Source organism: Pseudonocardia sp. ICBG1293 (genome assembly GCF_020131355.1).
GTDB lineage: Bacteria > Actinomycetota > Actinomycetes > Mycobacteriales > Pseudonocardiaceae > Pseudonocardia.
This window is the reverse complement of record NZ_JAHLEL010000085.1, coordinates 182,992-209,920: the sequence shown is the minus strand read 5'-3', so window position 1 is coordinate 209,920 and position 26,929 is coordinate 182,992. Positions and strand designations below refer to the sequence as shown.

The 26,929-nt window shown below is 74.1% G+C and carries 29 protein-coding genes; 23 read left to right on the top strand and 6 right to left on the bottom strand.

All coding sequences use genetic code 11. The features are described 5' to 3' along the window. Positions 1-47: 47 nt before the first annotated feature. The 4 genes from KPF47_RS37660 to paaZ all read right to left on the bottom strand — a co-directional run bounded on the left by KPF47_RS37660 (position 48) and on the right by paaZ (position 5,828). Positions 48-1,472 (bottom strand): NF041680 family putative transposase, encoded by a 1,425-nt coding sequence (locus KPF47_RS37660; protein WP_224386384.1) that lies wholly within the window; start codon positions 1,470-1,472, stop codon positions 48-50. A gap of 309 nt (positions 1,473-1,781) precedes the next feature. Then, positions 1,782-2,441, bottom strand: a complete 660-nt coding sequence (locus KPF47_RS37655; RefSeq protein ID WP_224393110.1) for a DsbA family oxidoreductase — start codon at positions 2,439-2,441, stop codon at positions 1,782-1,784. 37 nt (positions 2,442-2,478) lie between these two features. Next, positions 2,479-3,798 (bottom strand): phenylacetate--CoA ligase PaaK, encoded by a 1,320-nt coding sequence (paaK, locus tag KPF47_RS37650; protein WP_224393109.1) that lies wholly within the window; start codon positions 3,796-3,798, stop codon positions 2,479-2,481. Further along, the gene (paaZ, locus tag KPF47_RS37645; protein WP_224393108.1) at positions 3,798-5,828 is read right to left on the bottom strand and encodes a phenylacetic acid degradation bifunctional protein PaaZ; all 2,031 of its coding nucleotides are present in this window, start codon (positions 5,826-5,828) and stop codon (positions 3,798-3,800) included. The genes paaK and paaZ overlap by 1 nt, the downstream gene beginning before the upstream one ends. A 144-nt stretch (positions 5,829-5,972) precedes the next feature. Here paaZ and KPF47_RS37640 point away from each other — a divergent pair, with 144 nt between their 5' ends. From KPF47_RS37640 to KPF47_RS37545, 20 genes are all read left to right on the top strand, one after another. Further along, positions 5,973-6,791 carry an enoyl-CoA hydratase/isomerase family protein gene (locus tag KPF47_RS37640; protein WP_224393107.1) on the top strand — a complete coding sequence of 273 codons (819 nt, stop codon included), beginning with the start codon at positions 5,973-5,975 and terminating at the stop codon, positions 6,789-6,791. Continuing rightward, complete coding sequence (locus tag KPF47_RS37635) at positions 6,788-7,384, top strand: TetR/AcrR family transcriptional regulator (RefSeq protein WP_224393106.1); 597 nt, start codon at positions 6,788-6,790, stop codon at positions 7,382-7,384. Before KPF47_RS37640 ends, KPF47_RS37635 begins: the two co-directional genes overlap by 4 nt. Beyond that, positions 7,381-7,782, top strand: coding sequence for a GNAT family N-acetyltransferase (locus KPF47_RS37630; RefSeq protein WP_224393105.1), 402 nt, complete (start codon positions 7,381-7,383; stop codon positions 7,780-7,782). Before KPF47_RS37635 ends, KPF47_RS37630 begins: the two co-directional genes overlap by 4 nt. Positions 7,783-8,286: 504 nt before the next feature. Then, positions 8,287-9,234 (top strand): 1,2-phenylacetyl-CoA epoxidase subunit PaaA, encoded by a 948-nt coding sequence (gene paaA / locus KPF47_RS37625; RefSeq protein WP_224393104.1) that lies wholly within the window; start codon positions 8,287-8,289, stop codon positions 9,232-9,234. Between the two features lie 77 nt (positions 9,235-9,311). Next, positions 9,312-9,665 carry a 1,2-phenylacetyl-CoA epoxidase subunit PaaB gene (gene paaB, locus KPF47_RS37620; RefSeq protein ID WP_308015608.1) on the top strand — a complete coding sequence of 118 codons (354 nt, stop codon included), beginning with the start codon at positions 9,312-9,314 and terminating at the stop codon, positions 9,663-9,665. Next, positions 9,662-10,540 carry a 1,2-phenylacetyl-CoA epoxidase subunit PaaC gene (gene paaC, locus KPF47_RS37615; RefSeq protein ID WP_224393103.1) on the top strand — a complete coding sequence of 293 codons (879 nt, stop codon included), beginning with the start codon at positions 9,662-9,664 and terminating at the stop codon, positions 10,538-10,540. Before paaB ends, paaC begins: the two co-directional genes overlap by 4 nt. Continuing rightward, positions 10,534-11,070 carry a 1,2-phenylacetyl-CoA epoxidase subunit PaaD gene (paaD, locus tag KPF47_RS37610; protein ID WP_374108952.1) on the top strand — a complete coding sequence of 179 codons (537 nt, stop codon included), beginning with the start codon at positions 10,534-10,536 and terminating at the stop codon, positions 11,068-11,070. The genes paaC and paaD overlap by 7 nt, the downstream gene beginning before the upstream one ends. A gap of 98 nt (positions 11,071-11,168) precedes the next feature. Continuing rightward, positions 11,169-12,245, top strand: coding sequence for a 1,2-phenylacetyl-CoA epoxidase subunit PaaE (gene paaE, locus KPF47_RS37605; RefSeq protein WP_224393195.1), 1,077 nt, complete (start codon positions 11,169-11,171; stop codon positions 12,243-12,245). A 10-nt stretch (positions 12,246-12,255) separates the two neighbouring features. Then, positions 12,256-13,032 carry an IclR family transcriptional regulator gene (locus KPF47_RS37600; RefSeq protein ID WP_224393101.1) on the top strand — a complete coding sequence of 259 codons (777 nt, stop codon included), beginning with the start codon at positions 12,256-12,258 and terminating at the stop codon, positions 13,030-13,032. 97 nt (positions 13,033-13,129) lie between these two features. Further along, positions 13,130-14,473, top strand: a complete 1,344-nt coding sequence (locus tag KPF47_RS37595) for an MFS transporter (protein WP_224393100.1) — start codon at positions 13,130-13,132, stop codon at positions 14,471-14,473. Beyond that, positions 14,470-15,534: an aromatic ring-hydroxylating dioxygenase subunit alpha gene (locus tag KPF47_RS37590; protein WP_224393099.1), complete on the top strand. Its 1,065-nt coding sequence runs from the start codon at positions 14,470-14,472 to the stop codon at positions 15,532-15,534. Before KPF47_RS37595 ends, KPF47_RS37590 begins: the two co-directional genes overlap by 4 nt. Continuing rightward, positions 15,531-15,722 carry a hypothetical protein gene (locus KPF47_RS37585; protein WP_224393098.1) on the top strand — a complete coding sequence of 64 codons (192 nt, stop codon included), beginning with the start codon at positions 15,531-15,533 and terminating at the stop codon, positions 15,720-15,722. The genes KPF47_RS37590 and KPF47_RS37585 overlap by 4 nt, the downstream gene beginning before the upstream one ends. Next, positions 15,719-16,660, top strand: coding sequence for a PDR/VanB family oxidoreductase (locus tag KPF47_RS37580; RefSeq protein WP_224393097.1), 942 nt, complete (start codon positions 15,719-15,721; stop codon positions 16,658-16,660). The genes KPF47_RS37585 and KPF47_RS37580 overlap by 4 nt, the downstream gene beginning before the upstream one ends. Before the next feature lie 32 nt (positions 16,661-16,692). Continuing rightward, on the top strand, positions 16,693-17,070 hold the full coding sequence (locus KPF47_RS37575) for a PH domain-containing protein (RefSeq protein ID WP_224393096.1): 378 nt from the start codon (positions 16,693-16,695) through the stop codon (positions 17,068-17,070). 22 nt (positions 17,071-17,092) lie between these two features. Further along, positions 17,093-17,695 carry a phosphoribosylanthranilate isomerase gene (locus KPF47_RS37570; protein ID WP_224393095.1) on the top strand — a complete coding sequence of 201 codons (603 nt, stop codon included), beginning with the start codon at positions 17,093-17,095 and terminating at the stop codon, positions 17,693-17,695. Positions 17,696-17,880: 185 nt separating this feature from the next. Further along, a complete protein-coding gene (locus KPF47_RS37565; protein ID WP_224393094.1) occupies positions 17,881-18,636 on the top strand; it encodes an SDR family oxidoreductase in 756 nt (251 codons plus the stop codon). Then, a complete protein-coding gene (locus KPF47_RS37560; RefSeq protein ID WP_224393093.1) occupies positions 18,636-19,778 on the top strand; it encodes a CaiB/BaiF CoA-transferase family protein in 1,143 nt (380 codons plus the stop codon). Before KPF47_RS37565 ends, KPF47_RS37560 begins: the two co-directional genes overlap by 1 nt. Continuing rightward, positions 19,775-20,416, top strand: coding sequence for a GntR family transcriptional regulator (locus KPF47_RS37555; RefSeq protein WP_224393092.1), 642 nt, complete (start codon positions 19,775-19,777; stop codon positions 20,414-20,416). The genes KPF47_RS37560 and KPF47_RS37555 overlap by 4 nt, the downstream gene beginning before the upstream one ends. 10 nt (positions 20,417-20,426) lie before the next feature. Then, positions 20,427-21,617, top strand: coding sequence for an alpha-amylase family glycosyl hydrolase (locus KPF47_RS37550; RefSeq protein ID WP_224393091.1), 1,191 nt, complete (start codon positions 20,427-20,429; stop codon positions 21,615-21,617). 219 nt (positions 21,618-21,836) lie between these two features. Continuing rightward, positions 21,837-22,736: a hypothetical protein gene (locus KPF47_RS37545; protein ID WP_224393090.1), complete on the top strand. Its 900-nt coding sequence runs from the start codon at positions 21,837-21,839 to the stop codon at positions 22,734-22,736. Between the two features lie 87 nt (positions 22,737-22,823). Here the strand turns inward: KPF47_RS37545 and KPF47_RS37540 are convergent, their stop codons facing one another. Together KPF47_RS37540 and KPF47_RS37535 are read right to left on the bottom strand one after the other, a co-directional pair. After that, complete coding sequence (locus KPF47_RS37540) at positions 22,824-23,381, bottom strand: DUF305 domain-containing protein (RefSeq protein ID WP_224393089.1); 558 nt, start codon at positions 23,379-23,381, stop codon at positions 22,824-22,826. A 65-nt stretch (positions 23,382-23,446) separates the two neighbouring features. After that, the gene (locus tag KPF47_RS37535; RefSeq protein WP_224393088.1) at positions 23,447-23,860 is read right to left on the bottom strand and encodes a DUF6153 family protein; all 414 of its coding nucleotides are present in this window, start codon (positions 23,858-23,860) and stop codon (positions 23,447-23,449) included. Between the two features lie 77 nt (positions 23,861-23,937). Here KPF47_RS37535 and KPF47_RS37530 point away from each other — a divergent pair, with 77 nt between their 5' ends. From KPF47_RS37530 to KPF47_RS37520, 3 genes are all read left to right on the top strand, one after another. Continuing rightward, positions 23,938-24,219 carry a metal-sensitive transcriptional regulator gene (locus KPF47_RS37530; RefSeq protein WP_073577472.1) on the top strand — a complete coding sequence of 94 codons (282 nt, stop codon included), beginning with the start codon at positions 23,938-23,940 and terminating at the stop codon, positions 24,217-24,219. Positions 24,220-24,271: 52 nt separating this feature from the next. After that, entirely contained in the window at positions 24,272-24,475 is a 204-nt protein-coding gene (locus KPF47_RS37525; RefSeq protein WP_224393087.1) for a heavy-metal-associated domain-containing protein, read from the top strand. A gap of 73 nt (positions 24,476-24,548) precedes the next feature. After that, entirely contained in the window at positions 24,549-26,864 is a 2,316-nt protein-coding gene (locus tag KPF47_RS37520) for a heavy metal translocating P-type ATPase (protein WP_374108951.1), read from the top strand. Positions 26,865-26,929: the final 65 nt, after the last annotated feature.

The window sequence follows — 26,929 nt, the reverse complement described above, 5'->3', positions numbered from 1 at the left end:
GGCAGAACCGGGCCCACCACTTCTGAAACGACGTCTTAGCTTGGTTTTTAACCTGTGTGTTGTCGTCGCGCGGTGATGGTGCGGTCGCGTTTGACCGTTTTCCCGACGTCGTGGCTGGTCGGGGTGTGCCGGTTGCGGGAGCCGGGTGGGCGGCCGGGACCGGGTCGGCTGGGTTTCGGTGCACTGGCCGGGAGGACGGTCCGCGCGCGGATGTTCCGAAAGGCGCGGCGAACCCGGGCCGGGGTGAGCCGGGTGGGGGCGGCGGGTCGTTCCCAGGGGCGGCGTAGGTCGGCGGCCAGTGGTCGGGCCAGGCGGAGTTGGGTGTGGGAGGCGATGATCAGCCAGGTCCAGCGGTCGGCGGCTTCGGGGGTGCGCAGCTTCGGGGTTGTCCAGCCGAGGGTCTGCTTGAGCAGGCGGAATGTGTGCTCGAGATCGAATCTGCGGAGGAACGCCTGCCACCAGCGGTCCACGTCGGCGGCGCTCGCGTCGGTGGCGGAGCTCCATAGCCACACGGGCTTCGGGTCGCGGTCGCCGGGTAGGTGGTCGACCTGCAGCCGGAGCAGGGTGCCCTCGATGATCGGCAGTTCGCCGGCGTGGTCGATCCAGCACGTGCGCCGGGTCAGCCGGGGGTGGACCCGGTCCCAGCTGGTCGCGACGGCAGTGCCGTAGCGGGTGGTCTTGGTCGTCGTGGTGTGCACCGGTTCGATCCAGGTGGCGGGCCGGTTCAAGGCGATCTCCGGGCCGTGCTTGGGTGGGCGCCCGGTCGTGCCGGGCAGCCGTGGCGGCTTGGGCAGGCGCAGGACCCGGTCCGAGCGCAGTCGTCCGACCAGCTCGACGGGCAGATCGGCCAGTACGTAGGCGAGGCGGGTGATGTCGTATCCGGTGTCGGTGACGATCACGATGTCCGGGTCCCCGGGGCGCCAGTGCCCGGCGCTGGTCAGTCGCTCGATGACCGCGCGTAGCTGGGTGGCGGTCACCGCGGTGGCGTCGTCGGCCGGGCCGAGTCGAACCGCGTCCAGGACCGCCGTCCACGACGTCCGGCCCGTCTCCAGGGCGGCGACGAACGAGTATGGCCAGCCCGGGATCAGCTGCGCGTTGCCCTTTCCGCGTCCGTAGACATGGCAGAACAGCCGCTGATCGCTGGTCGTAGCGTCCGGGCGCAGCCACGGGCTGACATCCACGGCGAGCACGATCCGACCGTCGACGGCACGGGGCAACGGGAGACCGGCCAGCACCCGGCGCAGCCTCCGGGCGGAGATCCTGCCACAGGCCAACGCGTCGTACATCGCGCCGTGCCCGCGACGGTGCTCAGCCACCAAGGTCAGCTCCGGTAGCGAGCGAACCGGGCCGTCCGCGCACAACACGGCGTCGGTGAGCTCGAACAGCGCATCCGCTCGCGCAGTCAACGACGCGTAGAACTCCTGCCGAAACCCGGCAAGATCACCCCGCCCGACCGGAGTGTCACCGAGCACCACTGGCCCGGCAGAAGCCACACTGACCACCACGGCCACCGCTTTCGTCTTCGATGTTCTGTGGAAGGAACCCGAAGATGATCAAGCGGTGGCCGTACCCATGTCCCGCCGACACGCCGCCCGAACTACATCAACCTCCCAGCAGCAGCTCCGGAAGGTTAAAGATCAAGCTTAGAGGTCATTTCAGAACGAGGTCGACGTGTCTGTTGTAGACGACAAGCGGCTATCTGACCTGCCGTTTGATCTGTCGTCGAGGGGTCAATGGAAACTCGACAAGTCGTTCTGAAACGACCTCTTAGGAGACACGCCCTAGCTCCGGGCGGGTGTCCCCCGCTCCGCCCACGCGGTGTCGAGGAGCTGCCGCAGCGCGTCCACGGGCTGGGCGCCGGCGACGCCGTAGCGGTCGTCGACGACGAGGAACGGTACCGAGGTGATGCCGAGTCGCCGGGCCAGGTCCTCGTCGGCGCGGACGTCGTCGAGGTACCGGTCGGAGCCGAGCACGTCGCGGACCGCGCCGTCGTCGAGACCGGCGTCCACCGCGATCCGGGCCAGCGCCCCGGGGTCGCCGATCGGCTCACCGTCGGTGAACGAGGCCTGCAGCAGCCGCCCCTTCAGGGTGTCCTGCAGTGCAGGACCGCCGGTCTCCCAGGCGTGGTGGAGCAGCCGGTGGGCGTCGGCGGTGTTGCCGTGGCGGGCCCGGTCGACGTGGAACTCCAGCCCGTCCTGCGCCGCGGTGGCGGCGACGCGGTCCTGCATCCGCCGGGCCGCCTCGACGCTCACACCGAACGTCGAGGCGAGGTGCTCGGCACCGTCGCCGCGCTCGCGGGGCGCATCCGGTTCCAGCTCGAAGCTGCGCCACCGCACCGTCACCTCGTCGCGGTGGGCGTGACCGGCCAGCGCGGTCCGCAGCCGGGCCCGCCCGATCGCGCACCACGGACAGACGACGTCGGACCAGATCTCCAGCTTCACACCCGGCCGCAACCGGCCGGGGTGCCGCGGCATTCCCTCAGCGCCGGTCCTTGAGCCGCTGCAGCTTCCCGACCGAGCGTTCCAGGGTGTCGGGATCGACCACGTCGCAGGTCACGGAGATCCCGACGGTCTCCTTCACCGCGCGGACGAGCTCGGCGGCGGCCGGGTCACGACGCTCGGCGGGGGTGTCGCCGCGGGCCTCGACGCGCACGGTCATCGCGTCGAGCCTGCCCTGGGTCGTCAGCTCCAGCTGGAAGTGCGGGGCGAGACCGGGCGTGCGGAGCACGATCTCCTCGATCTGGGTCGGGAACACGTTCACCCCGCGCAGGATGATCATGTCGTCGGACCGGCCGGTGATCTTGGCCATCCGCCGCATCTGCGGCCGCGCGGTGCCCGGGAGCAGCGTCGTGAGGTCGCGGGTGCGGTACCGGACGATCGGCAGCCCCTCCTTGGTGAGGCTGGTGAACAGCAGCTCGCCCTCGGTGCCGTCGGGCAGCGGGGTGCCGTCGAGCGGGTCGACGACCTCGGGCAGGAAGTGGTCCTCCCAGATGTGCAGGCCGTCCTTGGTCTCCACGCACTCCTGCGACACCCCGGGCCCCATGACCTCGGACAGCCCGTAGATGTCCACGGCGTGGATGCCGGCCCGCTGCTCGATCTCGGCGCGCATCTGCTCGGTCCACGGCTCGGCGCCGAAGATCCCGACCTGCAGGCTCGTCGACCGGGGGTCGACACCCCGGCGCTCGAACTCGTCGAGCAGGGTGAGCATGTAGCTCGGGGTCAGCATGATGACCTCGGGCTCGAAGTCGCCGATCAGCTGCACCTGGCGCGGGGTCATCCCGCCGGAGACCGGGATGACGGTCGCGCCCAGCTTCTCCGCGCCGTAGTGCGCGCCGAGCCCGCCGGTGAACAGGCCGTACCCGTAGGCGACGTGCACGCGGTGCCCGGGGCGCCCACCCGCGGCCCGGATCGACCGGGCGACGAGCCCGGCCCACCGGTCGAGGTCGCCCGCGGTGTAGCCGACGACGGTCGGTCGGCCCGTGGTGCCCGACGACGCGTGGATCCGCGCGATCCGCTCCCGCGGCACCGCGAACATGCCGAACGGGTAGGTCTCCCGCAGGTCGGCCTTGGTCGTCGTCGGGAACCTGGCGATGTCGGCGAGCTCGCGGCAGTCGTCGGGGTGCACGCCGTGTTCGTCGAACTTCGCGCGGTAGTGCGGCACGTTGTCGTAGGCGTGCCGCAGCGTCCACTGCAGACGCTCCAGCTGCAGTGCGCGCAGCTCGTCGACCGACATCCGCTCGGCCGGGTCCAGCAGCTCAGGCGGGGGCGCGTCGCCCAGGCGCTTCGTGGCGGTCGTCATCACGCGTCCTTCTTCGCGACGAGGGTGAGCACGTCGTAGCGGGCGACGGACTCGCCGTCCTGGCGCGTGACGTCGGCGTCCCAGCGGACCTCGCCGTAGGCCGCGGACTCGCGCGGGGTGAGCTGCTTGCAGGTCAGGGTCACGGTGAGCTCGTCGTCGAAGCGGACCGGGGTGAGGAACCGCAGCCCGTCGACACCGAAGTTCGCGAGCACCGGGCCCGGGTCCGGATCCACGAACAGCCCCGCGGCCAGCGAGACCACCAGGTAGCCGTGCGCGACGCGCTGGCCGAACAGCGGGTTCGCCGCGGCGGCGGTCTCGTCCATGTGCGCGTAGAACGTGTCGCCGGTGAACTCGGCGAAGTGCTCCACGTCCTCCCGGGTCACCCGGCGCGGGCCGGCGACCAGGCAGTCGCCGGGGCGCAGCTCCTCGAGGTGCCTGCGGAACGGGTGCACGTCGGAGGTGTGGCGCCGCGCGCCGGTGACCCAGCGGCCGGTGATCGCGGCGAGCGAGTCGGGATCGGCCTGGACCGCGGTGCGCTGCATGTGGTGGAACACCCCGCGCACGCCGCCCATCTCCTCGCCGCCGCCGGCCCGGCCGGGGCCGCCGTGGACCAGCTGGGGCAGCGGGGACCCGTGTCCTGTCGACTCCCCGGCGTCGCGGGCGTTGAGCACGTGGACGCGGCCGTGGAACGGCGCGAGGCCCAGGACGACCTCGCGGACGAACCCGGGGTCGGCGGAGACGACCGAGCCGGCGAGCGAGCCCTGGCCGCGGGCGGCGTGGTCGATCAGCTGCTCGGTGGAGTCGTAGGGCAGCACCGTCGCCACCGGGCCGAACGCCTCGACCTCGTGCGGCTCGGCGCGGTCCGGGTCGCCGACCAGCAGCAACGGCGAGACGAACGCGCCCCGGTCCGCGTCGGCGCCGGTCACCTCGACGTGGTCCGGGTCGCCGAACACGATCCGCCCGGCGTCGCGCAGCGCCTTCACGCTGCGGCGGACCTCCTCGCGCTGGTCCAGGCTCGCGAGCGCACCCATCCGCACCCCGGCCGCGTCCGGGGCCCCGACGACGACCGTCGCCAGCTGCGCGGTGACCGCCTCGACGACGGCGTCGACGTGCGCGCGCGGCACGAGGGCCCGGCGGATCGCGGTGCACTTCTGCCCCGCCTTGACCGTCATCTCCGTGGTCAGCGCGGTCACGAAGAGGTCGAACTCCTCGGTCCCGGGCGCGGCGTCCGGCCCGAGTGCGGCGAGGTTGAGCGAGTCGGCCTCGGCGGAGAACCGCACCGAGTTCCGGACGATGCCCGGGTGGCTGCGCAGGGTGTGTGCGGTCGAGGCCGACCCGGTGAAGCTCACCAGGTCCTGCCCGGTGAGATGGTCGAAACAGTCGCCCAGCGACCCGGCGACGAACTGGACCGCGCCATCGGGCAGCAGACCCGAGTCGACGATCAGCTCGACCAGCTTCGCGGTCAGGAACGCGGTCGGCGACGCCGGCTTGATCAGCGTGGGGACGCCCGCGAGGAACGCGGGGGCGAGCTTCTCCAGCGGCCCCCAGACCGGGAAGTTGAACGCGTTGACCTGCACCGCGACCCCGTGGCGCGGGGTCAGCACGTGCTGGCCGAGGAACGTCCCGCCCCGGCCGAGCGGCTCGACCTCGCCCTCGACGTGGATCGTGTCGTTGGGCAGCTCGCGCTTGGCCTTGGAGGCGTAGGCGAGCAGGACCCCGATGCCGCCGTCGACGTCGAACCTCGAGTCGGCGAGGGTCGCTCCGGTACGGACGGAGACGGCGTAGAGCTCCTCGCGGTGCTCGCGCAGGTGCCCGCCGAGCGCCTTCAGCAGCGCGGCGCGCTGGTGGAAGGTCAGCTCGCGCAGGGCCGGGCCACCGGTGCGGCGACCGTGGGCCAGGGCCGCACCGAGGTCCAGGCCGTCGGAGGAGATGCGGGCGACCTCGTCGCCGGTCACCGCGTCGTACAGCGGGCGACCGTCCCCGGATCCGGTCTGCCAGGTACCGGAGAGGTGACTGCGGAGCAGGGTCATCGGCGAGCCTCCGTCGCGCTTCGTCCTCGAAGTCAGCATTGAACCGACCGTTCGTTCGGGAGAACGTAGCACCGGTCCTCGCCGGCGCACCAGACTCGTGTCGCACCGGAGACCGATCGTTCGGTCGGCCGCTACGCTCACCGGATGACCTCCCCCGCCACCGGCACCGATCCCGCCGTCCTCGTGACCCGCGACGAGACCGACCCGTCGGTCGCGGTGGTCACGCTGAACCGCCCCGCGAAGTACAACGCGCTCACCGTCGAGCTCAAGGGAGCGCTGCTCGCCGCGACCGTCGAGGTCGCCGCGGACCGGTCGCTGCGCGCGGTCGTCCTGACCGGCGCGGGGAAGGCGTTCTGCGTCGGCCAGGACCTGGGCGAGCACGCCGCGGCGCTCGAGGCCGACCCGGTCGACGCCCTGGGTACCGTCCGCCGGCACTACAACCCGCTGATCCGTGCGCTCAACGAGGCGCCCAAGCCGGTGGTCGCCGCGATCAACGGACCGTGCGCGGGCGCCGGGCTCGGCATCGCGCTGGCCGCCGACCTGCGGGTCGCGGCGGAGGGCCTGAAGTTCTCCGCAGCGTTCACCGGCATCGGGCTGTCCACCGACAGCGGCCTCGCGGCCTCGCTCGCGCACGCCGTCGGCGTCTCCCGGGCGACGGAGCTGCTGCTGCTGAACGAGCCGTTCAGCGCCTCCGACGCCCGCAACTGGGGCCTGGTGCGCGACGTCGTCCCCGCCGAGCAGGTGCTCGACAGCGCACTGGAGCTGGCCCGGCGGCTGGCCGCGGGCCCCACCCGCGCCTACGCCGAGGTCAAGGGTGCGCTGCGCTTCGGCGCGGTCAACGAGCTCCCCGCCGTCCTGGAGTACGAGGCCGACGCCCAGGTGCGGCTGTCGACCACGCGCGACCACCAGCAGGCCGTGAGCGACTTCCTGGCCAAGAAGAAGCCCACCTTCGAGGGCCGATGAACTCCCCCGTCAAGCGCGCCCGGCGCCCGAGCGGGGGCCGCGACGCACTGCTCGAGACCGCGGTGGGCGAGTTCATCGACCGCGGCTACGACGCGACGTCGATGGAGGACCTCTCGCGTGCCGCCGGGATCACGAAGTCGTCGTTCTACCACCACTTCGCGGGCAAGGAGGCGCTGCTGCGCGCCGCACTGGAACGCGCGGTGGACGGACTGTTCGGCGTGCTCGAGCTGCCGGAGGCCCGCACCGGCTCCCCCGCGGCCCGGCTCCGGGTGATCGTCGCCGCGCAGGTCGGGGTGCTGATGGCCGAGCTGCCCTACGTGACCCTGCTGCTCCGGGTGCGGGGCAACACCGAGACCGAGCGCTGGGCGCTGGAACGCCGCCGCTCGTTCGACGCGGCCGTGCGCACCATGGTCAGCGAGGCCGTCGACGCCGGGGAGGTCCGCTCCGACGTCGACCCCGCGCTGGCCGCACGCCTGCTGTCCGGGGCGATCAACTCGATCGTCGAGTGGTACCGCCCCGGCCGGCCCGGGACCGCCACGCTGCCGCAGGACGTCGTCCGCGCCGCGTTCGTCGGCATCCTGCCGGCACCGTGACCGGCGTCCGGGTCCGCGTCCGGCCCGCGGTCGACGACGTCGCCCTCTCCGCGCTGCACGCCGCGGGGTTCGACGAGACCCCGCGGCTGCGCCGCTGGTCCGCCCAGCTCGCCGAGCACAGCCTGAGCTGGCTCGACGCCCGCGACGGCGACGCGCTCGTCGGGTTCGTCAACCTGGCCTGGGACGGCGACCGGCACGCCTTCCTGCTCGACCTCGTCGTCGCGGACGGGTACCGCCGCCGCGGGATCGGCCGGGCCCTGGTCGCCGGGGCCGTCGAGGAGGCCACCGCGGCGGGCTGCACCTGGCTGCACGCCGACTTCGCCCCCCACCTCACCCCCTTCCACCGTTCCTGCGGCCTCCCGCCCACCGACGCCGGTCTGCTCCGCCTGCACCGCTGAGCGGTCGGCCAGCACGTTCCCGCCCCCGGCGGGGCGGAGACGTGCTGCTCGACGCCCCGGCTCCGCGCCCGGGAGGCGAGGCGGTGCCGGATGTCGGCGGCCAGGAGGTCGGGGGCGGCCAGGACCGTGCGCGGGTCGGGGCGGACGATCTCCCAGCCCTGTGCGGTCAGGAACGCCTGCCTCCTCAGGTCGGTCCGGGCACGATCGCGGTCGGAGATGGTGTCCGCCGTCGTACTCCCTACCGAGCAGCACGTCGGGATGGGCGAGATCGAGCCGGTAGGGCCCGACCGGGTGCTGCAGGACCGGCGGGCGGACGCCGTGGTCGTGCAGGGCGAGGCGGATGCGGGTCTCCATCGGGGACTCGGCGAGCGGGTCCGCCAGGGCGACCGGGCCCGCGAGCCTGGGGCGGAAAGGTGCCGACGCCTCCGGGACACCGGGGTTGCGGGATCCCCCGCCCATCCGCCACACTCGTAGCCGAACGAACATTCGGTACGGAGGTGTCCAGTGACGAGTACCGCGCCATCGGAGTCGGACCTGCAGGAACGCTTCGATGCCACCATCGGGGCGGACCAGCGCATCGAGCCGCGGGACTGGATGCCCGATACCTACCGGAAGACGCTCATCCGCCAGATCGCCCAGCACGCGCATTCCGAGATCATCGGGATGCAGCCCGAGGGCAACTGGCTGCTGCGGGCACCGTCGCTGCGGCGCCGGGCCATCCTGCTGGCCAAGGTGCAGGACGAGGCCGGTCACGGCATGTACCTCTACGCGGCGGCCGAGACCCTCGGCGTCGACCGCGAGGAGCTCACCGAGAAGCTGATCGACTCCAAGCAGAAGTACAGCTCGATCTTCAACTACCCGACGCTGTCGTGGGCCGACATCGGGGTGATCGGCTGGCTGGTCGACGGCGCGGCGATCGCGAACCAGGTCCCGCTGTGCCGCTGCTCCTACGGGCCCTACGCCCGGGCGATGATCCGCATCTGCAAGGAGGAGTCGTTCCACCAGCGCCAGGGCTACGAGTCGCTGCTCGCGCTGACCGCGGGGACCGAGGCGCAGAAGCGGCTGGTGCAGGAGTCGGTGGACCGCTGGTGGTGGCCGTCGCTGATGATGTTCGGCCCGGCCGACGGCGACTCCCCCAACACCCACCGGTCGATGGCCTGGGGCATCAAGCGCCACACCAACGACGAGCTGCGCCAGCGCTTCGTCGACATGACCGTCCCGCAGGCGGCGGTGCTGGGCGTCACGTTGCCCGACCCGGACCTGCGCTGGAACGACGAGCGGCAGGCGCACGACTTCGGCGAGCCGGACTGGTCGGAGTTCACCGCCGTCGTCTCCGGGGCGGGGCCGGCGAACCGGCAGCGCCTGGACCACCGGCGACGCGCGCACGAGAACGGGGCGTGGGTCCGCGAGGCGGCGCAGGCCTACGCGGCGAAGCAGGGGGCACGGGCGTGAGCGAGCAGGACAGGAGCGCCGAGAGCAGCGCACGCGGAACGAGCATGAACACCGAGAACAGCGCACGCGGAACGAGCATGAGCGCCGAGGGCGGCCACGGCGCGGTCCCGACGACGGGTGTCGAGACCGGGCAGGGCGAGCGGCCGAGCCGTCGCGCCTGGCCGCTCTACGAGGTGTTCGTCCGCGGCAAGCGCGGGCTCAACCACGTCCACGTCGGATCGCTGCACGCCGCGGACGACGAGATGGCCCTGCACAACGCCCGCGACGTCTACACCCGCCGCAACGAGGGCGTGAGCATCTGGGTGGTGCGGGCCGAGGCGATCACCGCGTCCAGCCCCGACGAGAAGGACCCGTTCTTCGCCCCGAGCGGCGACAAGGTCTACCGCCACCCGACGTTCTACGCGATCCCGGAGGAGGTGCCGCACCTGTGAGCGGATCCGTCTACGACGGCCTCACCGAGGAGGGCGACGACCCCCGCTGGGCGTTCGGGTCCGGCTTCGAGGACTCCGAGGCCGACATCGTCGCGCCCGTCCCGGACGGCGTCGACCCGGCCGACCTGGCCGACTACTGCCTGATGCTCGGCGACGACGCGCTGGTCCTGTCCCACCGGCTCACCGAGTGGGTCTCGAACGCCCCGGAGCTGGAGGAGGAGGTCGCGCTGGCCAACACCGCGCTCGACCTGCTCGGCCAGGCCCGGGTGCTGCTCGCCCGCGCCGGGCACCTCACCGGCCGGGACGAGGACGCGCTCGCCTACTGGCGCGAGGTCGGCGAGTTCCGCTGCGTCGGGCTCGTCGAACCGTCCGACGACCTCGACTTCGCCCGGTGCATCGCCCGGCTGCTGGTGTTCTCCACCTGGCGCCTGGCGCTGCTGCACCGGCTGCAGGGCTCCGCGGACCCGGTGGTCGCCGCCGTCGCCGCGAAGGGGGTCAAGGAGGTCACCTACCACCGTGACCACGCCGCCCGGTGGACGCTGCGCCTCGGCGACGGCACCCGCGAGTCGCACGCCCGGATGCAGGACGCGCTGGAGTGGGTGTGGCCGCACCTGGAGGAGCTGTTCCGCACCACCGAGCAGGAACGACGCCTGGTCGCGGTTGGGGTCGCCGTCGATCCCGCCGACACCCGCGAGGAGGTCGGGGCGGTCCTCGCGCAGGTCCTGGAGCGGGCCACGCTGACCCACCCGGACGTACCGCCGACCGGCACCGTCGGCGGCCGCGGCGGCCGGCAGGGGCTGCACACGGAGAAGCTCGAGCACGCCCTCGTGGTGATGCAGAGCCTGGCGCGCAGGCACCCGGGGGCGACGTGGTGACCACGGCGGACCCCGGTACCCGCGATCCGGGCGGGCGCGCCCTCGGTGCCCGCGGCGTCGTCGCCCGGGTCGTCGACCCCGAGATGCCCATGCTGACCCTGGACGACCTCGGGGTGATCCGTTCGGTGTCCGACCGGGACGGTGGCGTGGTCGTGACGATCACGCCGACCTACTCCGGGTGTCCCGCCATCGAGGAGATGCGCGCCGACATCCGGTCCGCCCTCGCCGGTGCCGGGTACGCCGTCGCCGAGGTGCGGACCGTGTTCTCCCCCGCCTGGAGCACCGACTGGATCAGCGAGGCGGGTCGGCGCAAGCTCGCCGAGGCGGGCGTCGCCCCGCCCGGTCGCAGCGCCCCCACCACCGCCGGCCCGGTGCCGCTGACGCTCGACCCGCCGTCGTCGGTGGTGCGGTGCCCGCAGTGCGGATCGCCGGCGACCGAGGAGCTGTCGCGCTTCGGACCGACCGCGTGCACCGCGCTGCGCCGCTGCACGGCGTGCCGCGAGCCGTTCGAGCACATGAAGGAGCTGTGACGATGAGCGAGCGTCGCCGCGCGGCCGCCTGGCAGGCCCGCGCCAACCAGGCCACCGGGCGCACGATGCTGGCCCTCGACGACGAGATCGAGGCGCTGATGGCGGAGGGGACCGGGTTGCCGGCCGGCTTCCACCGGCTGGTCGTGGCCGAGGTCGACCGGCTCTGCGACGACGCCGTCGCCGTCACCTTCGACGTACCGGAGGACCTGCGCGGGCACTACGACTTCCGGCCGGGCCAGTACCTGACCCTGCGGAAGGTCACCGCCGACGGCGAGGAGCGCCGGTCGTACTCGATCTGTTCCGCCGCCGGGACCGCGCCGCGGGTGGGGGTGCGGCGGGTCGACGGCGGACTGTTCTCCGCGTGGCTGGTCGACGAGGTGACCCCGGGCGACGTCGTCGAGGTCGGTCCGCCCGCCGGCTCGTTCACCCCGGAGCTGGCCGCGGGCACGCACCACGGGCTGGTCGCCGCCGGGTCCGGGATCACCCCGGTGCTGTCGATCGCGGCGTCGCTGCTGGCCGCGCACGACGACACCCGGGTCACCCTCGTCTACGGGAACCGGCGGACCGACACGGTGATGTTCACCGAGGAGATCGCCGACCTGAAGAACCGCTACGGGCCGCGGCTGCACCTGATGCACGTGCTGTCCCGCGAGCCCACCGAGGCCGAGATCGTCAACGGCAGGCTCGACGCCGAGCGGCTGCGGCTGCTGTTCACCGCGCTGGTCGACACCGCCGACGTCGACGACTGGTGGCTCTGCGGCCCGCTCGGGATGACCGAGGCCGCGGTCGAGGTGCTCGGCGGGCTGGGTGTCGAGCGTCGCCGGATGCACCGCGAGCTGTTCTACGTCGACGAGCCGCCGCCCGAGGTCGACCGCCACGAGCCCGAACCGGACGGCGACGGTGCCCAGGTCACGGTCGTCCTGAACGGACGGTCGACGACGCTGGCCGTCCCGGCCGGGGAGTACGTCCTCGACGCCGCGCAGAAGGTCCGTGGCGACCTCCCGTTCGCCTGCAAGGGCGGGGTGTGCGGGACGTGCCGGGCGAAGGTGACCGACGGCGAGGTGACGATGCGGCGCAACTACGCGCTGGAGGACGACGAGGTCGCGGCCGGCTTCGTGCTCACCTGCCAGTCCCGTCCGACGTCGGGGACCGCCACGGTCGACTACGACGCCTGATACTGGGGGCATGACCACGTCGCGTCGCGGCCACCCGGTGGGACCGACCGGGTCGGTCGTGGTGCGCGCACTCGGCCTGCTCGACGCGTTCGGCCCCGACCGGCCCGCGCTGACGCTGAGCGACCTCGCCCGGCACGCCGGCGTCCCGCTGTCGACCGCGCACCGGCTGGTCGCCGACCTGACGGCGTGGGGCGCGCTGGAGCGGGACGACGAGGGCCGGTACCGGATCGGGCTGCGTGTCTGGGAGCTCGGCGCGCTCGCCCCGCGCGGGCAGGCGCTGCGCGAGACGGCGCTGCCGTTCCTGGAGGACCTGTCCCGGGTCACCCGGGAGAACGTGCAGCTGGCGGTACGCGAGGGCGCCGAGGTGGTGTTCGTCGAGCGCCTCGCCGGGTCCGGCGCGGTCCCGGTCCAGACCCGGGTCGGGGGCCGTTTCGCGCTCACCGCGACCGGGGTCGGGCTGGTGCTGCTCGCGCACTCGCCGCCGGAGCTGCAGGACGAGGTGCTGGGCGCGCGCATCGAGCGCTACACCCCGTTCACCGTGACCGACCCGCAGCGGATGCGCCGCATGCTCGCCGACGTCCGCCGCGACGGCCACTCCGTCAGCGACCGGCAGGTCACCGACGACGCGCTGTCGGTCGGGGCGCCCGTCTCCGACGCCCGCGGTCAGGTCGTCGCCGCCGTGTCGCTCGTCGTGCGGCACGGCAGCGTGTCGGCCAGGGCGCTGGCCCCGCTGGTGCGCACGACCGCGGCCGGGATCAGCCGCGCACTCAGCTCCACCGCGCACTGAAATCCTTCCATTTCCCGGAAGCATCGTACGAGCCGGCGTCCGTCGCCCCGCATCCTCGCTGCACACCACCACCGCGCGGCGACGACGGAGTCCCACCATGCGCCCACCTCCCACGGCGGACACCGTCCGCCGCCTGCTCGACGACACACCGATGTCCCGGTACCAGTGGGGCGCGGTCGCGGCGTGCGTCCTGCTGAACGTCCTCGACGGCTTCGACGTGCTGGTCATGGCCTTCACCGGCCGCTCGGTCGCCACCGAGTGGGGCCTGTCCGGCAGCCAGCTCGGGCTGCTCCTGTCCGCCGGCCTGGTCGGGATGGCGGCCGGTTCGGTCCTCATCGGACCGTGGGCCGACCGCGTCGGGCGGCGGCCGGTCGTGCTCGGCTGCCTGGTCGTGGCCGGCCTCGCCATGCTGGGCTCGGCCGCGGCGCAGTCCCCCGGCCAGCTCGGCGCCCTGCGGCTGCTCACCGGGCTCGGCGTCGGCGGCATCCTCGCCACCAGCAACGTCGTCGCCGCCGAGTACGCCTCGGCGCGCTGGCGCGGGCTGGCGGTGAGCCTGAACTCCACCGGCTACGCCCTGGGCGCCGTGTTCGGCGGACTGCTGGCCGCGACGCTGATCGGTCAGTTCGGCTGGCGCGCGGTGTTCCTGGCCGGTGGCGTCGCCACGCTCGCCGCGGTCCCACTGGTCTGGTGGCGGCTGCCGGAGTCCCTGGACTTCCTGCTCGTGCGCCGCCCGCCCGGAGCGTTGGAGCGGGTCAACGCGCTGCTCACCCGGATGGGGCACGCGCCTCTGCCGGCCCTCCCCGACGACCCCCCGGTCCGCACGGGCGTGGCCGCGGGCTACGGAGCGCTGCTGCGGCCGGCGCTGCGCCGCACCACGCTGCTGCTCTGGGCAGGGTTCTTCTGCGTGATGGCCGGGTTCCACTTCGTCACCAGCTGGACGCCGATCCTGCTCGTCGAGGCCGGCCTGTCCCCCGACGCGGGCATCGCCGGCGGCACCCTGCTCAACGTCGGTGGCATCTTCGGCGCCGCCGCGCTCGGCCTGCTCGCCGCCCGGTTCGCGCTGCGGCACGTGCTCGCCGGGTACCTGCTGGCCGCCGCGGTCCTGCTCGCCGTGTTCATCGCCAGCACCTCCTCGCTCGCGGTGGCGTTCGTCGTCGCCGCGCTGGTCGGGCTGTTCGTCAACGGCTGCGTCGCCGGGCTCTACGCGATGGCACCGACCTCCTACGGCGCCGACGTGCGCACCACGGGCGTCGGCACCGCGCTCGCGGTCGGCCGGTCCGGGGCGATCCTCGCGCCGACCCTGGCCGGGGCGCTGCTCGACGGTGGCGCCACCCCGCAGTCGCTCTACCTGCTCTTCGCGGCCGTGTTCGTCGGCGCGGCCGCCCTCGTCCTGCTGCTCCGCCGATCCGGCACCCCCACCACCCAGGGAGTCCCCGCATGAGCTCGATCCCCCGCGACCAGTGGTACGTCGCCGCCTACTCCGCCGAGATCGGCCGCGAGCTGTTCGGGCGCACCATCTGCGAGGAACCGATCCTGTTCTGGCGCACCGAGGCCGGCCGGGTCACCGCGCACGCCGACCGCTGCGTGCACCGCCGGTTCCCGCTGTCGCAGGCCCCGAGCCGGCTCGTCGGCGACACCGTCGTCTGCGGCTACCACGGCTTCACCTACGGTGCCGACGGGAAGTGCGTCGCCGTGCCGGGGCAGAACCGGGTGCCGCGCACGGCCCGGCTGGCGGCCTACCCCGTCGTCGAGCAGGACTCGCTGATCTGGGTCTGGATCGGCGACCCGGAGCTCGCCGACCCGCTGCGCATCCCCCGCGCCACCTACCTCGACGACGCCGGGTGGACCACGGTCCGCGGGATGGAGCCGCTGGCCGCCCGGTTCTCGCTGCTGGTGGACAACCTGCTCGACCTGTCGCACGAGACCTACCTGCACGGGGGTTACATCGGCACCCCCGAGGTCGCGGCCACCCCGATCTCCACCGAGGTCGACGAGGACGCCGGCGTCGTCTACGTCTCCCGGCACATGGCCGACGCGCAGTGCCCGCCGTTCTACGAGCGTTCCACCGGCCTGTCCGGGCGGATCTCGCGCTGGCAGGACATCGAGTACACCCCACCGTGCCTGTACAAGCTGCACTCCCGGATCGCACCGGTCGGCTCGGTCCCGCACGCCGACGGCTCCGACCCGGACGCCTTCCACGTCGAGGTGGTCTACGCGATCACCCCGGAGACCGAGCACTCCACACACGACTTCTGGATGGTCGCGCGCGACTTCGCCCTGGCCGACGTCGAGGTCTCGGCGTTCCTCGCCGAGCAGAACCGGACCGTGGTGCTGCAGGACGTGGAGGCGCTCGACGTCCTGGAGAAGGTGGTCGCGAACGAGCCGGCGGGCTACCAGGAGCTGTCGGTCAACATCGACACCGGCGGGCTGGCCGCGCGCCGGATGCTCGCCCGCATGGCCGGCGCGGCACCGGCCGTCCCCTCCCCGGCCCCCGCCACGTGAGCGCGATCCCCGAGGCGCCACCGGTCCTGCACGGTCACCGCGTGCAGCGCATCCACTGGGTGCTGGGCACCGACCTGCTGCGCGCGGTGTGCCACTGCGGTGCGGAGCGCGTGTTCGACGACCCGGTGCCGCTGTGGGACTGGCTGCTGGGCTGCCCCGTGGACCACGAGAGCTGGAGCACGTCGTGACCGAACCCGAGCTGCACCTGGTGGTGGAGAAGAAGGAGCTCCTCGCCGAGGACGTCGTGCTGCTGACCCTGCGCGACCCGTCCGGGGCCGAGCTGCCGGAGTGGACGCCCGGCGCCCACCTCGACCTCGTCCTGAGCGCGGACCTCGTCCGGCAGTACTCGCTGTGCGGGGACCCGGGCGAGCGCTCGGTCTACCGGGTCGCGGTGCTGCGCGAGCCCGCCGGGCGGGGCGGCTCGGCACACGTGCACGACGTCGTCGCCGAGGGCGACACGGTGCTCGTCCGCGGGCCGCGCAACCGGTTCGCGCTCGTCGACGCCCCGGGCTACGTGTTCGTCGCCGGCGGGATCGGTATCACCCCGCTGGTCCCGATGATCGCGGCGGCGCACGCCGCGGGCGCGGACTGGCGGCTGGTCCACGGCGGACGCAGCCGGGCGTCGATGGCGTTCACCGAGCTCGCCGGGCGGCACCCGGACCGCGTGGCCCTGGTGCCGCAGGACGAGGCGGGACTGCTCGACGTCGGCGGGATCCTGTCCGCGGCCGCCGGACGGCCCGTGTACTGCTGCGGGCCCGAGGGGCTGCTCGCCGCCGTCGAGGCCGAGGGGGAGCGGCTCGGCGTGCCGGTGCACGTCGAGCGGTTCTCCGCCCGCCCCGGCGCCCTCGACGGGCCGGACGAGGCGTTCGAGGTGGAGCTGTCCGGGTCCGGGACGGTCGTCGCCGTCCCGGCCGGGTGCTCGATCCTCGACGCGCTGGAGGGCGCCGGGATCACGACGCTGTCGTCGTGCCGGGAGGGGACCTGCGGCACCTGCGAGACCGGGGTGCTGGCCGGCGAGCCGGACCACCGGGACTCGCTGCTCACCGAGGAGGAGCGGGCCTCGGGCGAGGTGATGATGCTCTGCGTGTCCCGGGCGCGGTCGCCGCGGCTGGTGCTCGAGCTCTGACGACGCCGCGCCCGGTGGGCGACACTGGGCGCATGGGATTCCTCGACGGTGTCATGGGCAACGCCTCCCGCATCGACCCCGCGGCGGCGGCCCAGGAGTTCGGCAGGCTGCTGGCGCCCGGTGAGCAGGTCCAGGCGGCCTACCAGCTGATCAGGGACTCGTTCCTGTTCACCGACCGCAGGCTGATCCTCGTCGACAAGCAGGGGGTGACCGGGCGCAAGGTCGAGTACCACTCGGTGCCCTACCGCGCGATCACCCACTTCTCGGTGGAGACCGCGGGCACCTTCGACCTCGACGCGGAGCTGAAGATCTGGCTGTCCGGATCGTCGGTGCCCCTGCAGAAGCAGTTCGGCAAGGGCGTCGACGTCTACGAGGTGCAGGCGCTGCTGAGCACCTACGTCATGCGCTGACCCCGGCCCGTAGGGTCGGGGTGTGTTCGTCAAGGTGTGCGGGCTGCGGACCCCCGGCGACGTCGACGCGGCCGTGGCCGCCGGCGCCGACGCGGTCGGGTTCGTCGTGTACCCGCCGAGTCCCCGCCACATCGACCCGGCCGACCTGGGCGCGCTCGTCGCCCGGGTGCCGGACGGCGTGCGGTCGGTGGTCGTGGTCGCCGACCTGCCCGCCGACCGGGCCGCGGCGGTGACCGCCGACGCCGGCGCCGACGCGCTGCAGCTGCACGGCCGCTACACCCGCGACGACTTCACCGTGGCCGCCCGCGCGCCGATCACCCTCTGGCGGGCGACCTCGCTGGCCCACGACCCGGACCTCACCGTGGGCCTCTACGGCGAGGACGTGCTGCTGCTCGACTCCCCCGTCGCCGGGTCCGGCGAGCGCTGGGACGCCGAGGCGCTCGACCCGAGGCCGGACGGGAGATGGCTGCTCGCCGGCGGGCTGGACCCCGGCACCGTCGGCGAGGCCGTGCGCCGGGTCCGCCCCTGGGGTGTCGACGTCTCCAGCGGCGTCGAGTCGTCCCGCGGCGTCAAGGACCACGCCCGCATCCGCGACTTCGTCGCCGCCGCCCGCGCCGTGGGCTGAGGACCGCGCGGCCGATCCGATCAGCACGTCTCCGCCCCGCCGGGGGCCGGAACGTGCTGATCGACGTGACGTGACGGCGTGGCCGGGTGGGGATCCTGCGGCGGTGGCACCCGAGGGATGCATGATCTCGCCGGATCATGCATTATTTCCGCGATCAGGCATCGTCTCGACGTCGAGGAGCCGTCATGGCCACGGGCGCACTGCAGGGCAGGGTCGCGATCGTCACCGGGGGCGCGTCCGGCATCGGCCTGGCCACGGCCGGGCGGTTCGTCGAGCAGGGGGCGTCGGTCGTCGTCGCCGACCTGGACGGGGACGCGGCGGAGCGGGCCGCCGCCGAGCTCGGTGAGCGGGCGGTCGGGCTCCGGGTCGACGTCACCGACGCCGCCGCGAACGCCGCCGCCGTCGAGCGGGCCGAGACCGCGTTCGGCCGGCTGGACGTGCTGTCCTGCAACGCAGGGCTCACCGGTTTCCCCGTCCCCGCGCTCGACGCCGACCCCGACGAGTTCTCGGCGATCTTCGACGTCAACGTGAAGGGCGCCTGGCTCGGTGTGCGGGCCGCGGTGCCCGCGATGCGCCGCACCGGCGGCGGCGCGGTCACGATCACCGGGTCGGTGATGGGCGAGCGGACCCGCCCCGGGTTCGGCGCCTACGCCTCGTCGAAGGCCGCCGCCCACCACCTCGCCCGCACCCTGGCCCTGGAGCTCGCGCCCGACATCCGGGTCAACTGCCTGGCCCCGGTCGCCACCGACACCCCGATGCTGCCGAGGCTCCTCGGCACCGAGGACCCCGAGGCCGCTCGCGAGCGGTTCGTCACGGGCATCCCGCTGGCCCGGCTCGCGGAGGCGGGCGACGTCGCCGACGCCGCGGTGTTCCTCGCCTCCGACGCCGCCGCGTTCCTGACCGGCGTGGTCCTGCCCGTCGACGGCGGGCGGAGCATCTGATGGGACTCCCCCTGGAGGGCCTGGTCGTCGTCTCCTGCGAGCAGGCCGTGGCCGCGCCGCTGGCGACCCGGCACCTCGCCGACCTCGGAGCCCGGGTCATCAAGATCGAACGCGAGGGCCGGGGCGACTTCGCCCGCGACTACGACGAGACGGTGCACGGCATGTCCAGCCACTTCGTGTGGCTGAACCGGTCCAAGGAGTCGGTCACCCTCGACCTCAAGTCCGACGACGGCCGCGCCACGATGCTGCGGCTGCTGGAGCGGGCCGACGTGTTCGTGCAGAACTTCGCCCCGGGCGCCGCCGAGCGGCTCGGCCTCGGCGCGGCCGCGCTGCGGGAGCGGTTCGACCGGCTGGTCACCTGCTCGATCTCCGGCTACGGCTCGTCCGGGCCCTACCGCGACGCCAAGGCCTACGACCTGCTCATCCAGTCCGAGGCCGGGCTCGTCTCGATCACCGGCACCGCGGACGCGCCCGCGAAGAGCGGCCTCCCGGCCGCCGACATCGGCGCCGGCATGTACGCGTTCTCCGGCATCCTGTCCGCCCTCTACGAGCGCGAGCGCACCGGACGGGGCACCGACCTGGAGGTCAGCCTGTTCGACTCGCTGGTCGAGTGGATGGGCTACCCGCTCTACTACGCCGGCTACGGCGGCACCGCGCCGGAGCGGACCGGCACCAGCCACGCCGCGATCGCGCCGTACGGGACCTTCTCGGCCGGGGACGGCACCGACGTCGTCCTCTCGATCCAGAACGAGCGCGAGTGGGCCACGTTCTGCGAGGTCGTGCTGCGCCGCCCGGAGGTCGCGACCGACCCGCGGTTCGCGAGCGGCCGGGCACGGGTGGAGCACCGCCCCGACCTGCACGCCGAGATCGACACGGTGCTCACGGGGCTGACCGGCGACGAGCTCGTCGCCCGGCTGGTGCAGGGCCGGATCGCGCACGCCCGGCAGCGCGAGGTCGGCGAGGTGCTGGAGCATCCGCAGCTCACCGCACGGGAGAGGTGGACCGAGGTCGGCAGCCCGGTCGGGCCGCTGCGGGCGCTGCAGCCGCCGATCACCGTCGCCGGCCGGACCGCACGGATGGACCCGGTCCCGGCCGTGGGCGAGCACACCGACGCCGTGCTGGCCTGGCTCGACGAGCGGTGAGCACCAAGCGCGACCGGATCGTCGACGAGCTGCGCCGTGAGATCCTCGGCGGCGGTCTGGCCCGCGGCACCCCGCTGCGCCAGGACGAGCTGGCCCGCCGCTTCGGCGCCTCCATCACCCCGGTCCGGGAGGCGCTGAGCCTGCTGTCGGCGGAGGGACTGGTCGTCGCCGAGCACCACCGCGGGGTGCGGGTCGCCGGGGTCGACGTGGACCGGGTGACCGCGACCTACGTGGTGCGCCGGCTCACCGAGGCCTACGCGGTCCGCCGCGCGACGCCACGGGTCTCGCGGCACGACCTGGCCCGGGCCCGCACCGTCCTCGACCGCCCGGCCGACGACCCGGCCGCCGCCCGCGAGCGGAACCGCGAGTTCCACTTCCTGCTCTACGACCGGTGCGGGGTACCCGCGCTGCCGGAGCGGATCACCGCGCTCTGGCAGGCGTTCCCGTGGGACCTGACCCTGCACGACGACGACCGTGCCGCCGCCTCGGCCGCCGAGCACCGGGCGATCCTCGACGCGGTCGCCGACGGCGACGCCGACCGCGCCGCCGCCGCGACCGAGGCGCACGTGGCGGGCGGGTTCGCCTCGCTGCTCGGAGCGCTCGGCGGGCACCGGGCCGGGGATCCGTTCGACGACTAGGGTCGCGCGGATGGACTGGGTACGACACGCGATCTGGTGGCACGTGTACCCGCTGGGGTTCACCGGGGCCCACCCCGACCGCGGCGACGGCGCGGACCACTCACTGCGGAGGATCGTCGGCTGGCTCGACCACGCCGTCGCGCTGGGGGCGAACGGGCTGCTGCTCGGCCCGGTGTTCGCGTCGGCGACCCACGGCTACGACACCACCGACCACCTGCGGATCGACCCGCGCCTGGGGACCGACGCCGACTTCGACGCGCTCGTCGCGGAGGCGAAGGGGCGCGGCCTGCGGATCCTGCTCGACGGCGTGTTCAACCACGTCGGCCCCGAACACCCGCGGCTGCTCGCCGCCCGCGCCGACCCCGGCGGGCCGGACGACGCCTGGTTCCGGCACACCGACGACGGGGAGATCGCCGTCTTCGAGGGCCACCCCGGCCTGCACACCCTCGACCACGACAACCCCGCCGTCCGCGAGCACGTCGCCGACGTGCTCGGCCACTGGCTCGACCGCGGTGCCGACGGGTGGCGGCTCGACGCCGCCTACACCGTCCCGGACGACTTCTGGGCCGACGTGCTCCCCCGCGTCCGCGAGCGCCACCCGGACGCCTGGTTCCTCGGCGAGGTCATCCACGGTGAGCACGACGCGGTCACCGCCGCCACCACGATCGACGCGCTCACCCAGTACGAGCTGTGGAAGGCGATCTGGTCGAGCCTCAACGACGGCAACCCGCACGAGCTCGCGTGGGCGCTGCAGCGCCACGACCGGTTCGTCGCCGCCGCGGTGCCGAACACCTTCGTCGGCAACCACGACGTCACCCGGCTCGCGTCGCAGCTGCACGACCGCCGCCACATCGAGCTCGCCGTCGCGGTGCTGTGCACCGTCGGCGGCACGCCGTCGGTCTACGCCGGCGACGAGCTCGGCCTGACCGGGGTCAAGGAGGAGCGGGCCGGCGGCGACGACGCGGTCCGCCCCGAGTTCCCCGCCGACGGGTCCCTCCCCTCCGGCGCGGACCCGCACGTGCTGGCCGTGCACCAGGAGCTGATCGGACTGCGACGGCGCCACCCCTGGCTGTACGACGCGCGGACCGAGGTGGCCGAGGCCACCGACGACCGGCTCGTCTACGTCAGCCACGGCGACGGTGGCGCGCTGCGGGTCACCCTCGACTACACCGCGGGCACCTGGGACGTCCAGGACGCCTGATCCACCGGCAACAGGTGGATCACGGTTGATCCTTCCGGCCGAGCGGCCCGCCACTCGCAGCACCGCGGCGGCCGGTGGTCGCGGACCGGCCCCACACGGACAACCCGATCCGTACGGTCGATCACGGAACGGTCACGGTCCTGATCCCCAGCAGGACCCGCGCGCCCCGCTCCCCAGGCACCCGGGCGCAGCCGTCTCCGACGAGGAAGGACGCCCTGCGTGCCGAGGAACATCCCCGGCTCCGTGGCGGCCCGGCGCTCCCCGAGCCGGACCGCCCCGAGCCGACCCCTGCCGTCGACGACCGTCGTCACCCGTGACGTCGTCCCCCAGCGGGGCGGGAGGCACCGACGCGCGGGGCGGGCCCGCACCCTGCAGGCACTCACCTCGGCGCTGGCCGGTGGTGGCCTCGTCGCCGCGCACGCCGCGACCGGCGGCGGGGTCCCCCGCGTCGACGACCTCGCGCTGCAGGCCTTCAGCACCCCGGCCGCGGACGCCTCGCTCGCCGACGCGGTCTCCGCCGCCTCGTCCGTCGCGTCGTCCGGGGCCGCGGGCACGGCCCGGTCGCTGGCCGAGCCGCCGCCCCCGGTCGACGTCGACGCGATCGTCGGCGCCGCGGACGGTGCGGTGGGCTCCGCGGTGAAGGCCCGCGACGAGGCGCGCGAGCGCGCCCGTGCCGCCGCCCGCGAGGCACGGGAGGCGGCCGCCCGCGCCGCCGACTCCGCGCGGTCCTCGGCCGGGGCCTCCGGGGCGCCCTCGGGCGGCGGCCCGACCGGCTCCCCCACGTGTGCCCTGGGCACCGCGGGGATGGAGGGCGTGGCCGCGAACGTGGCGACGGCCGGGGAGACGCTGCGCTGCCTGTTCGGCGTCGACTCCGTGCTGGGCATCGGCAGTCGCGGCAACGCCTCCGACCACCCCAGCGGCAAGGCCCTGGACTTCATGGTCGACACGGCCACGGGCGACCGGCTCGCCGCCTACGCCCAGCAGAACCGGGACGACCTCGGGATCTCCTACATCATCTGGAAGCAGCGCATCGACACGGGCAGCGGATGGAAGGCCCAGGAGGACCGGGGCGGGGAGACGGCGAACCACATGGACCACGTGCACATCTCGTTCCGCTGACGCGACCGGGACGCCCGCGTGCGCCGTGTGGCCCGAGGGGACCGGAGCCGGGAACGGCTCCGGTCCCCGACCGGGGACGGCCCCGGCTCAGCCCAGCAGCGTCCGCATCTCCGCGATCTCCGCCTGCTGGGCGTCGACGATCCGCTGCGCCAGCTCCCGCGCCCGCGGGTCCGCCCCGGCGTCGAGCTCGGCGCGGGCCATGGTCACCGCCCCCTCGTGGTGGGCGATCATCATCTGGAGGAACGACCGGTCGAACGCGGCGCCGGACGCGCGCCCCAGAGCGGCCATCTGCTCGTCGGACATCATCCCGGCCATCCCGGCCATGTCGCCGTGGCCGCCGTGGTGGTCGGCGGCGGGCGCGGCGCCCCAGTCGGCCAGGAACCCCTGGAGCCGGCCGATCTCCGGGCCCTGGGCGGCCTCGATCCGGGCGGCGAGGTCGCGCACCCGGGCCCCGGCACGGCCGTCGGCGAGCCGCGCCATCGCCACCGCCTGCTCGTGGTGCGGGATCATGCCCTGGGCGAAGGCGACGTCGGCGCTGCTCGACGGGACCGCGGGCGGGGTGGACGGGCCCCCGCCGGCGCAGCCGGTCAGGACGAGGGCAGCGGTCAGGGCCGCGGCGGCGAGCGCCGTGGTCGTGCGTGTCATGTGTCGGTACTCCGGTGTCGTGGGTGTGCTCGGCGGCTCCGGCGCTCTCCCGCGCCGGGGGCCGGTCACGTCCGCGACACGCAGAGCCGGGCGAGCCGCCGTCGGACCGGGGGTGGGCGGGCCGTCGGCGCGGTCCGCGGGCGCCCCGGACCGGCCGGCCGCCGCGCCGACGGCAGCGGCGCGAACCCGGACAGCAGCGCCGCCGCGGCGAGGACGATCCCGGCTGCGAGCACGGCCAGGCACAGGTGCAGCAGGTGCGCCGCCCCGTCGTGCGGCATGCCGTGCGGACGGGGATGCGGATCGGGGTGCGGGCGGGGGTGCACGGTGACCTGTGCCCCGTCCGGCGGTGCAGCGTGCGCGACGGCCGCGGGGGCGTCGTGTACACCGGAGGACGCGGGGGGCGCCGCGAGCGCGTGCATCCCCACCAGCCCGAGCAGCACCGGCAGCACGAGCACGAGCAGCCGGGTCCGGTCCGTCACCGGTGCCACGCTACCGGCCGGGTGGATACCGTTACCCCCTAGGGGTATGGTGGCGGTGGACCCCCGAGGAGGACGCGATGCCCGGCTACGCCGACACCAAGGACGCGCACGTCAAGCGGATGCGCCGGATCGAGGGCCAGGTCCGCGGCATCACGAAGATGATCGAGTCGGACAAGTACTGCATCGACGTGCTGACCCAGGTCGCCGCGGTCAACAAGGCCCTCGAGGCCGTCGCGCTGGGGCTGCTCGACGAGCACCTGAAGCACTGCGTCGCCGACGCCGCCACCGAGGGTGGCCCCGTCGCCGAGGAGAAGATCCGGGAGGCCAGCGCGGCGATCGCCCGGCTGGTCCGTTCCTGAACCCGATGGCCCTGCACCCGATGGTCCTGAACCCCGCACAGGAGAGAGCACGATGAGCACCGCCAGCTACACCGTCACCGGCATGACCTGCCAACACTGCGTCGCCTCGGTCACCGAGGAGATCAGCGAGATCTCCGGGGTCACCGACGTGGCCGTCGACCTGCCGTCCGGAGCCGTCACCGTCACCAGCGACGGCGAGGTCTCCCCCGACGCCGTCCGCGACGCCGTGCAGGAGGCGGGCTGCCAGCTCGCCTGAGCACGTCCCGACCGTCCACCCGGCGCGGGTCGTCACCGCCACCCGCGCCGGGTCTCCCCCGGAGGACCGACCCATGAGCGACACGTCCCCGGCCCACGGCCCCGTCACCGCCCTGCCCCGCGCAGCCGCGACGGCGACCGTCGCCGAGAGCGGCGCGGGCAGCACCGTCACCGAGATCGAGCTCGCCGTCGGCGGCATGACCTGCGCATCCTGCGCCAACCGGATCGAGCGCAAGCTCAACAAGCTCGACGGCGTCACCGCGACCGTCAACTACGCCACCGAGAAGGCGCGGGTCAGCGCCCCCGGGGAGATCGGGCTCGACACCCTCGTCGGTACCGTCGAGGCGGCCGGCTACACCGCGACCCCGCCGAGCGCCGAGTCCGACACCGACCCCGAGCGTGACCTGCGCGACCTGCGGAACCGACTGGTCGGCGCCGCCGTGCTGTCGGTACCGGTCGTCGTCCTCGCCATGACGCCCGCGTGGCAGTTCGTCGGCTGGCAGTGGGTGTCGTTGCTGCTGGCGCTGCCGGTCTGGGGCTGGGCCGGCGCGCCCTTCCACCGGGCCGCCTGGACGAACCTGCGCCACGGCGCCGCCACGATGGACACCCTCGTCTCGATGGGGACGACGGCGGCCCTGGCCTGGTCGCTCTACGCCCTGTTCCTCGGCACCGCCGGGATGCCCGGCATGGTGCACCCGTTCGAGCTGACTATCTCGCGCACCGACGGCAGCGGGAACATCTATCTCGAGGTCGTCGCCGCGGTCGTCACGTTCGTGCTGGCCGGGCGCTACGTCGAGCTCCGGTCCCGGCGCCGGGCCGGGGCCGCACTGCGCGCCCTGCTGCAGATGGGCGCGAAGGACGTGACGGTGCGCCGCGACGGCGCCGAGGTGCGCGTGGCCGTCGACGAGCTCACCGTGGGCGAGGAGTTCGTCGTGCGCCCCGGGGAGAAGGTCGCCACCGACGGGGAGGTCGTCGACGGCCGCTCGGCGGTCGACGTCTCGATGCTCACCGGCGAGTCGGTGCCGGTCGAGGTCCGCGCGGGCGACACCGTGGTCGGCGGGTGCGTCAACTCCGGCGGGCGGCTCGTCGTCCGCGCGACCCGGGTCGGCGCGGACACTGCGCTCGCGCAGATGGCGCGGCTGGTCGAGGAGGCCCAGAACGGCAAGGCCGAGGTACAGCGCCTGGCCGACCGGATCTCCGCGGTGTTCGTCCCCGTCGTCGCCGTGGTCGCCGCCGCGACCCTGCTGGTCTGGATCCTCACCGGCGCCCTCGCCTCGACCGCGTTCACCGCGGCCGTCGCCGTACTGATCATTGCCTGCCCGTGCGCGCTCGGGCTCGCGACGCCGACGGCGCTGCTGGTGGGCACCGGGCGCGGCGCCCAGACCGGGATCCTGATCAAGGGCCCGGAGATCCTGGAGTCAACGCGGCGGGTCGACACCGTCGTGCTCGACAAGACCGGCACCGTCACCACCGGGACCATGTCCCTGACCGGCGTGCACACCGCGGGCGACGCCGACGAGGCGACCGTGCTGCGCCTCGCCGGGGCGCTCGAGCGTGCCTCCGAGCACCCGGTCGCCACCGCGGTCGCCGCAGCGGCGACCGAGCGGGTCGGTGACCTGCCCGCCGTCTCGGACTTCGCCAACCACGAGGGACTGGGCGTACAGGGCGTCGTCGACGGCCACGCCGTGCTCGTCGGCCGTCCGCGGCTGCTCGAGCAGTGGGCGGTGCCGCTGTCCGAGGACCTCGCCGCGGTCGCCGCGGACGAGGCCGCGCGGGGCCGCACGACGGTCGCCGTCGCGTGGGACGGGGCCGCGCGCGCCGTGCTCGTCGTCGCCGACACCGTGAAGCCGACCTCGGCCGAGGCGATCGCGGAGTTCCGCAGACTGGGGCTGCGTCCGGTGCTGCTCACCGGGGACAACCGGGCCGTCGCCGAGACCGTCGCCCGCGAGGTGGGCATCGAGCCCGGCCCGGACACCGTGGTCGCCGACGTGCTGCCCGCGGAGAAGCTCGCCGTCGTGGAGCGCCTGCAGGAGCAGGGCCGGGTCGTCGCGATGGTGGGCGACGGGGTGAACGACGCGGCGGCGCTGGCCCGGGCCGACCTGGGTCTGGCCATGGGCACCGGCACCGACGTGGCCATCGAGGCCTCGGACATCACGCTGGTCCGCGGTGACCTGCGCGCCGCCGCCGACGCGGTCCGGCTGTCCCGGCGCACCCTGGGCACCATCCGGGGCAACCTGTTCTGGGCGTTCGCCTACAACACGGCCGCGATCCCGCTGGCCGCGTTCGGGCTGCTCAACCCGATGATCGCGGGTGCGGCGATGGCGTTCAGCTCGGTGTGCGTGGTGCTCAACAGCCTGCGGTTGCGCCGCTTCCGCCCGCTGGCTGTCTGACCCCGCCGGGCGGCCACCCCCGGCCCGGGCCCGGGCCGGTGACCCGCAGGTGCCGCACCGGTCCG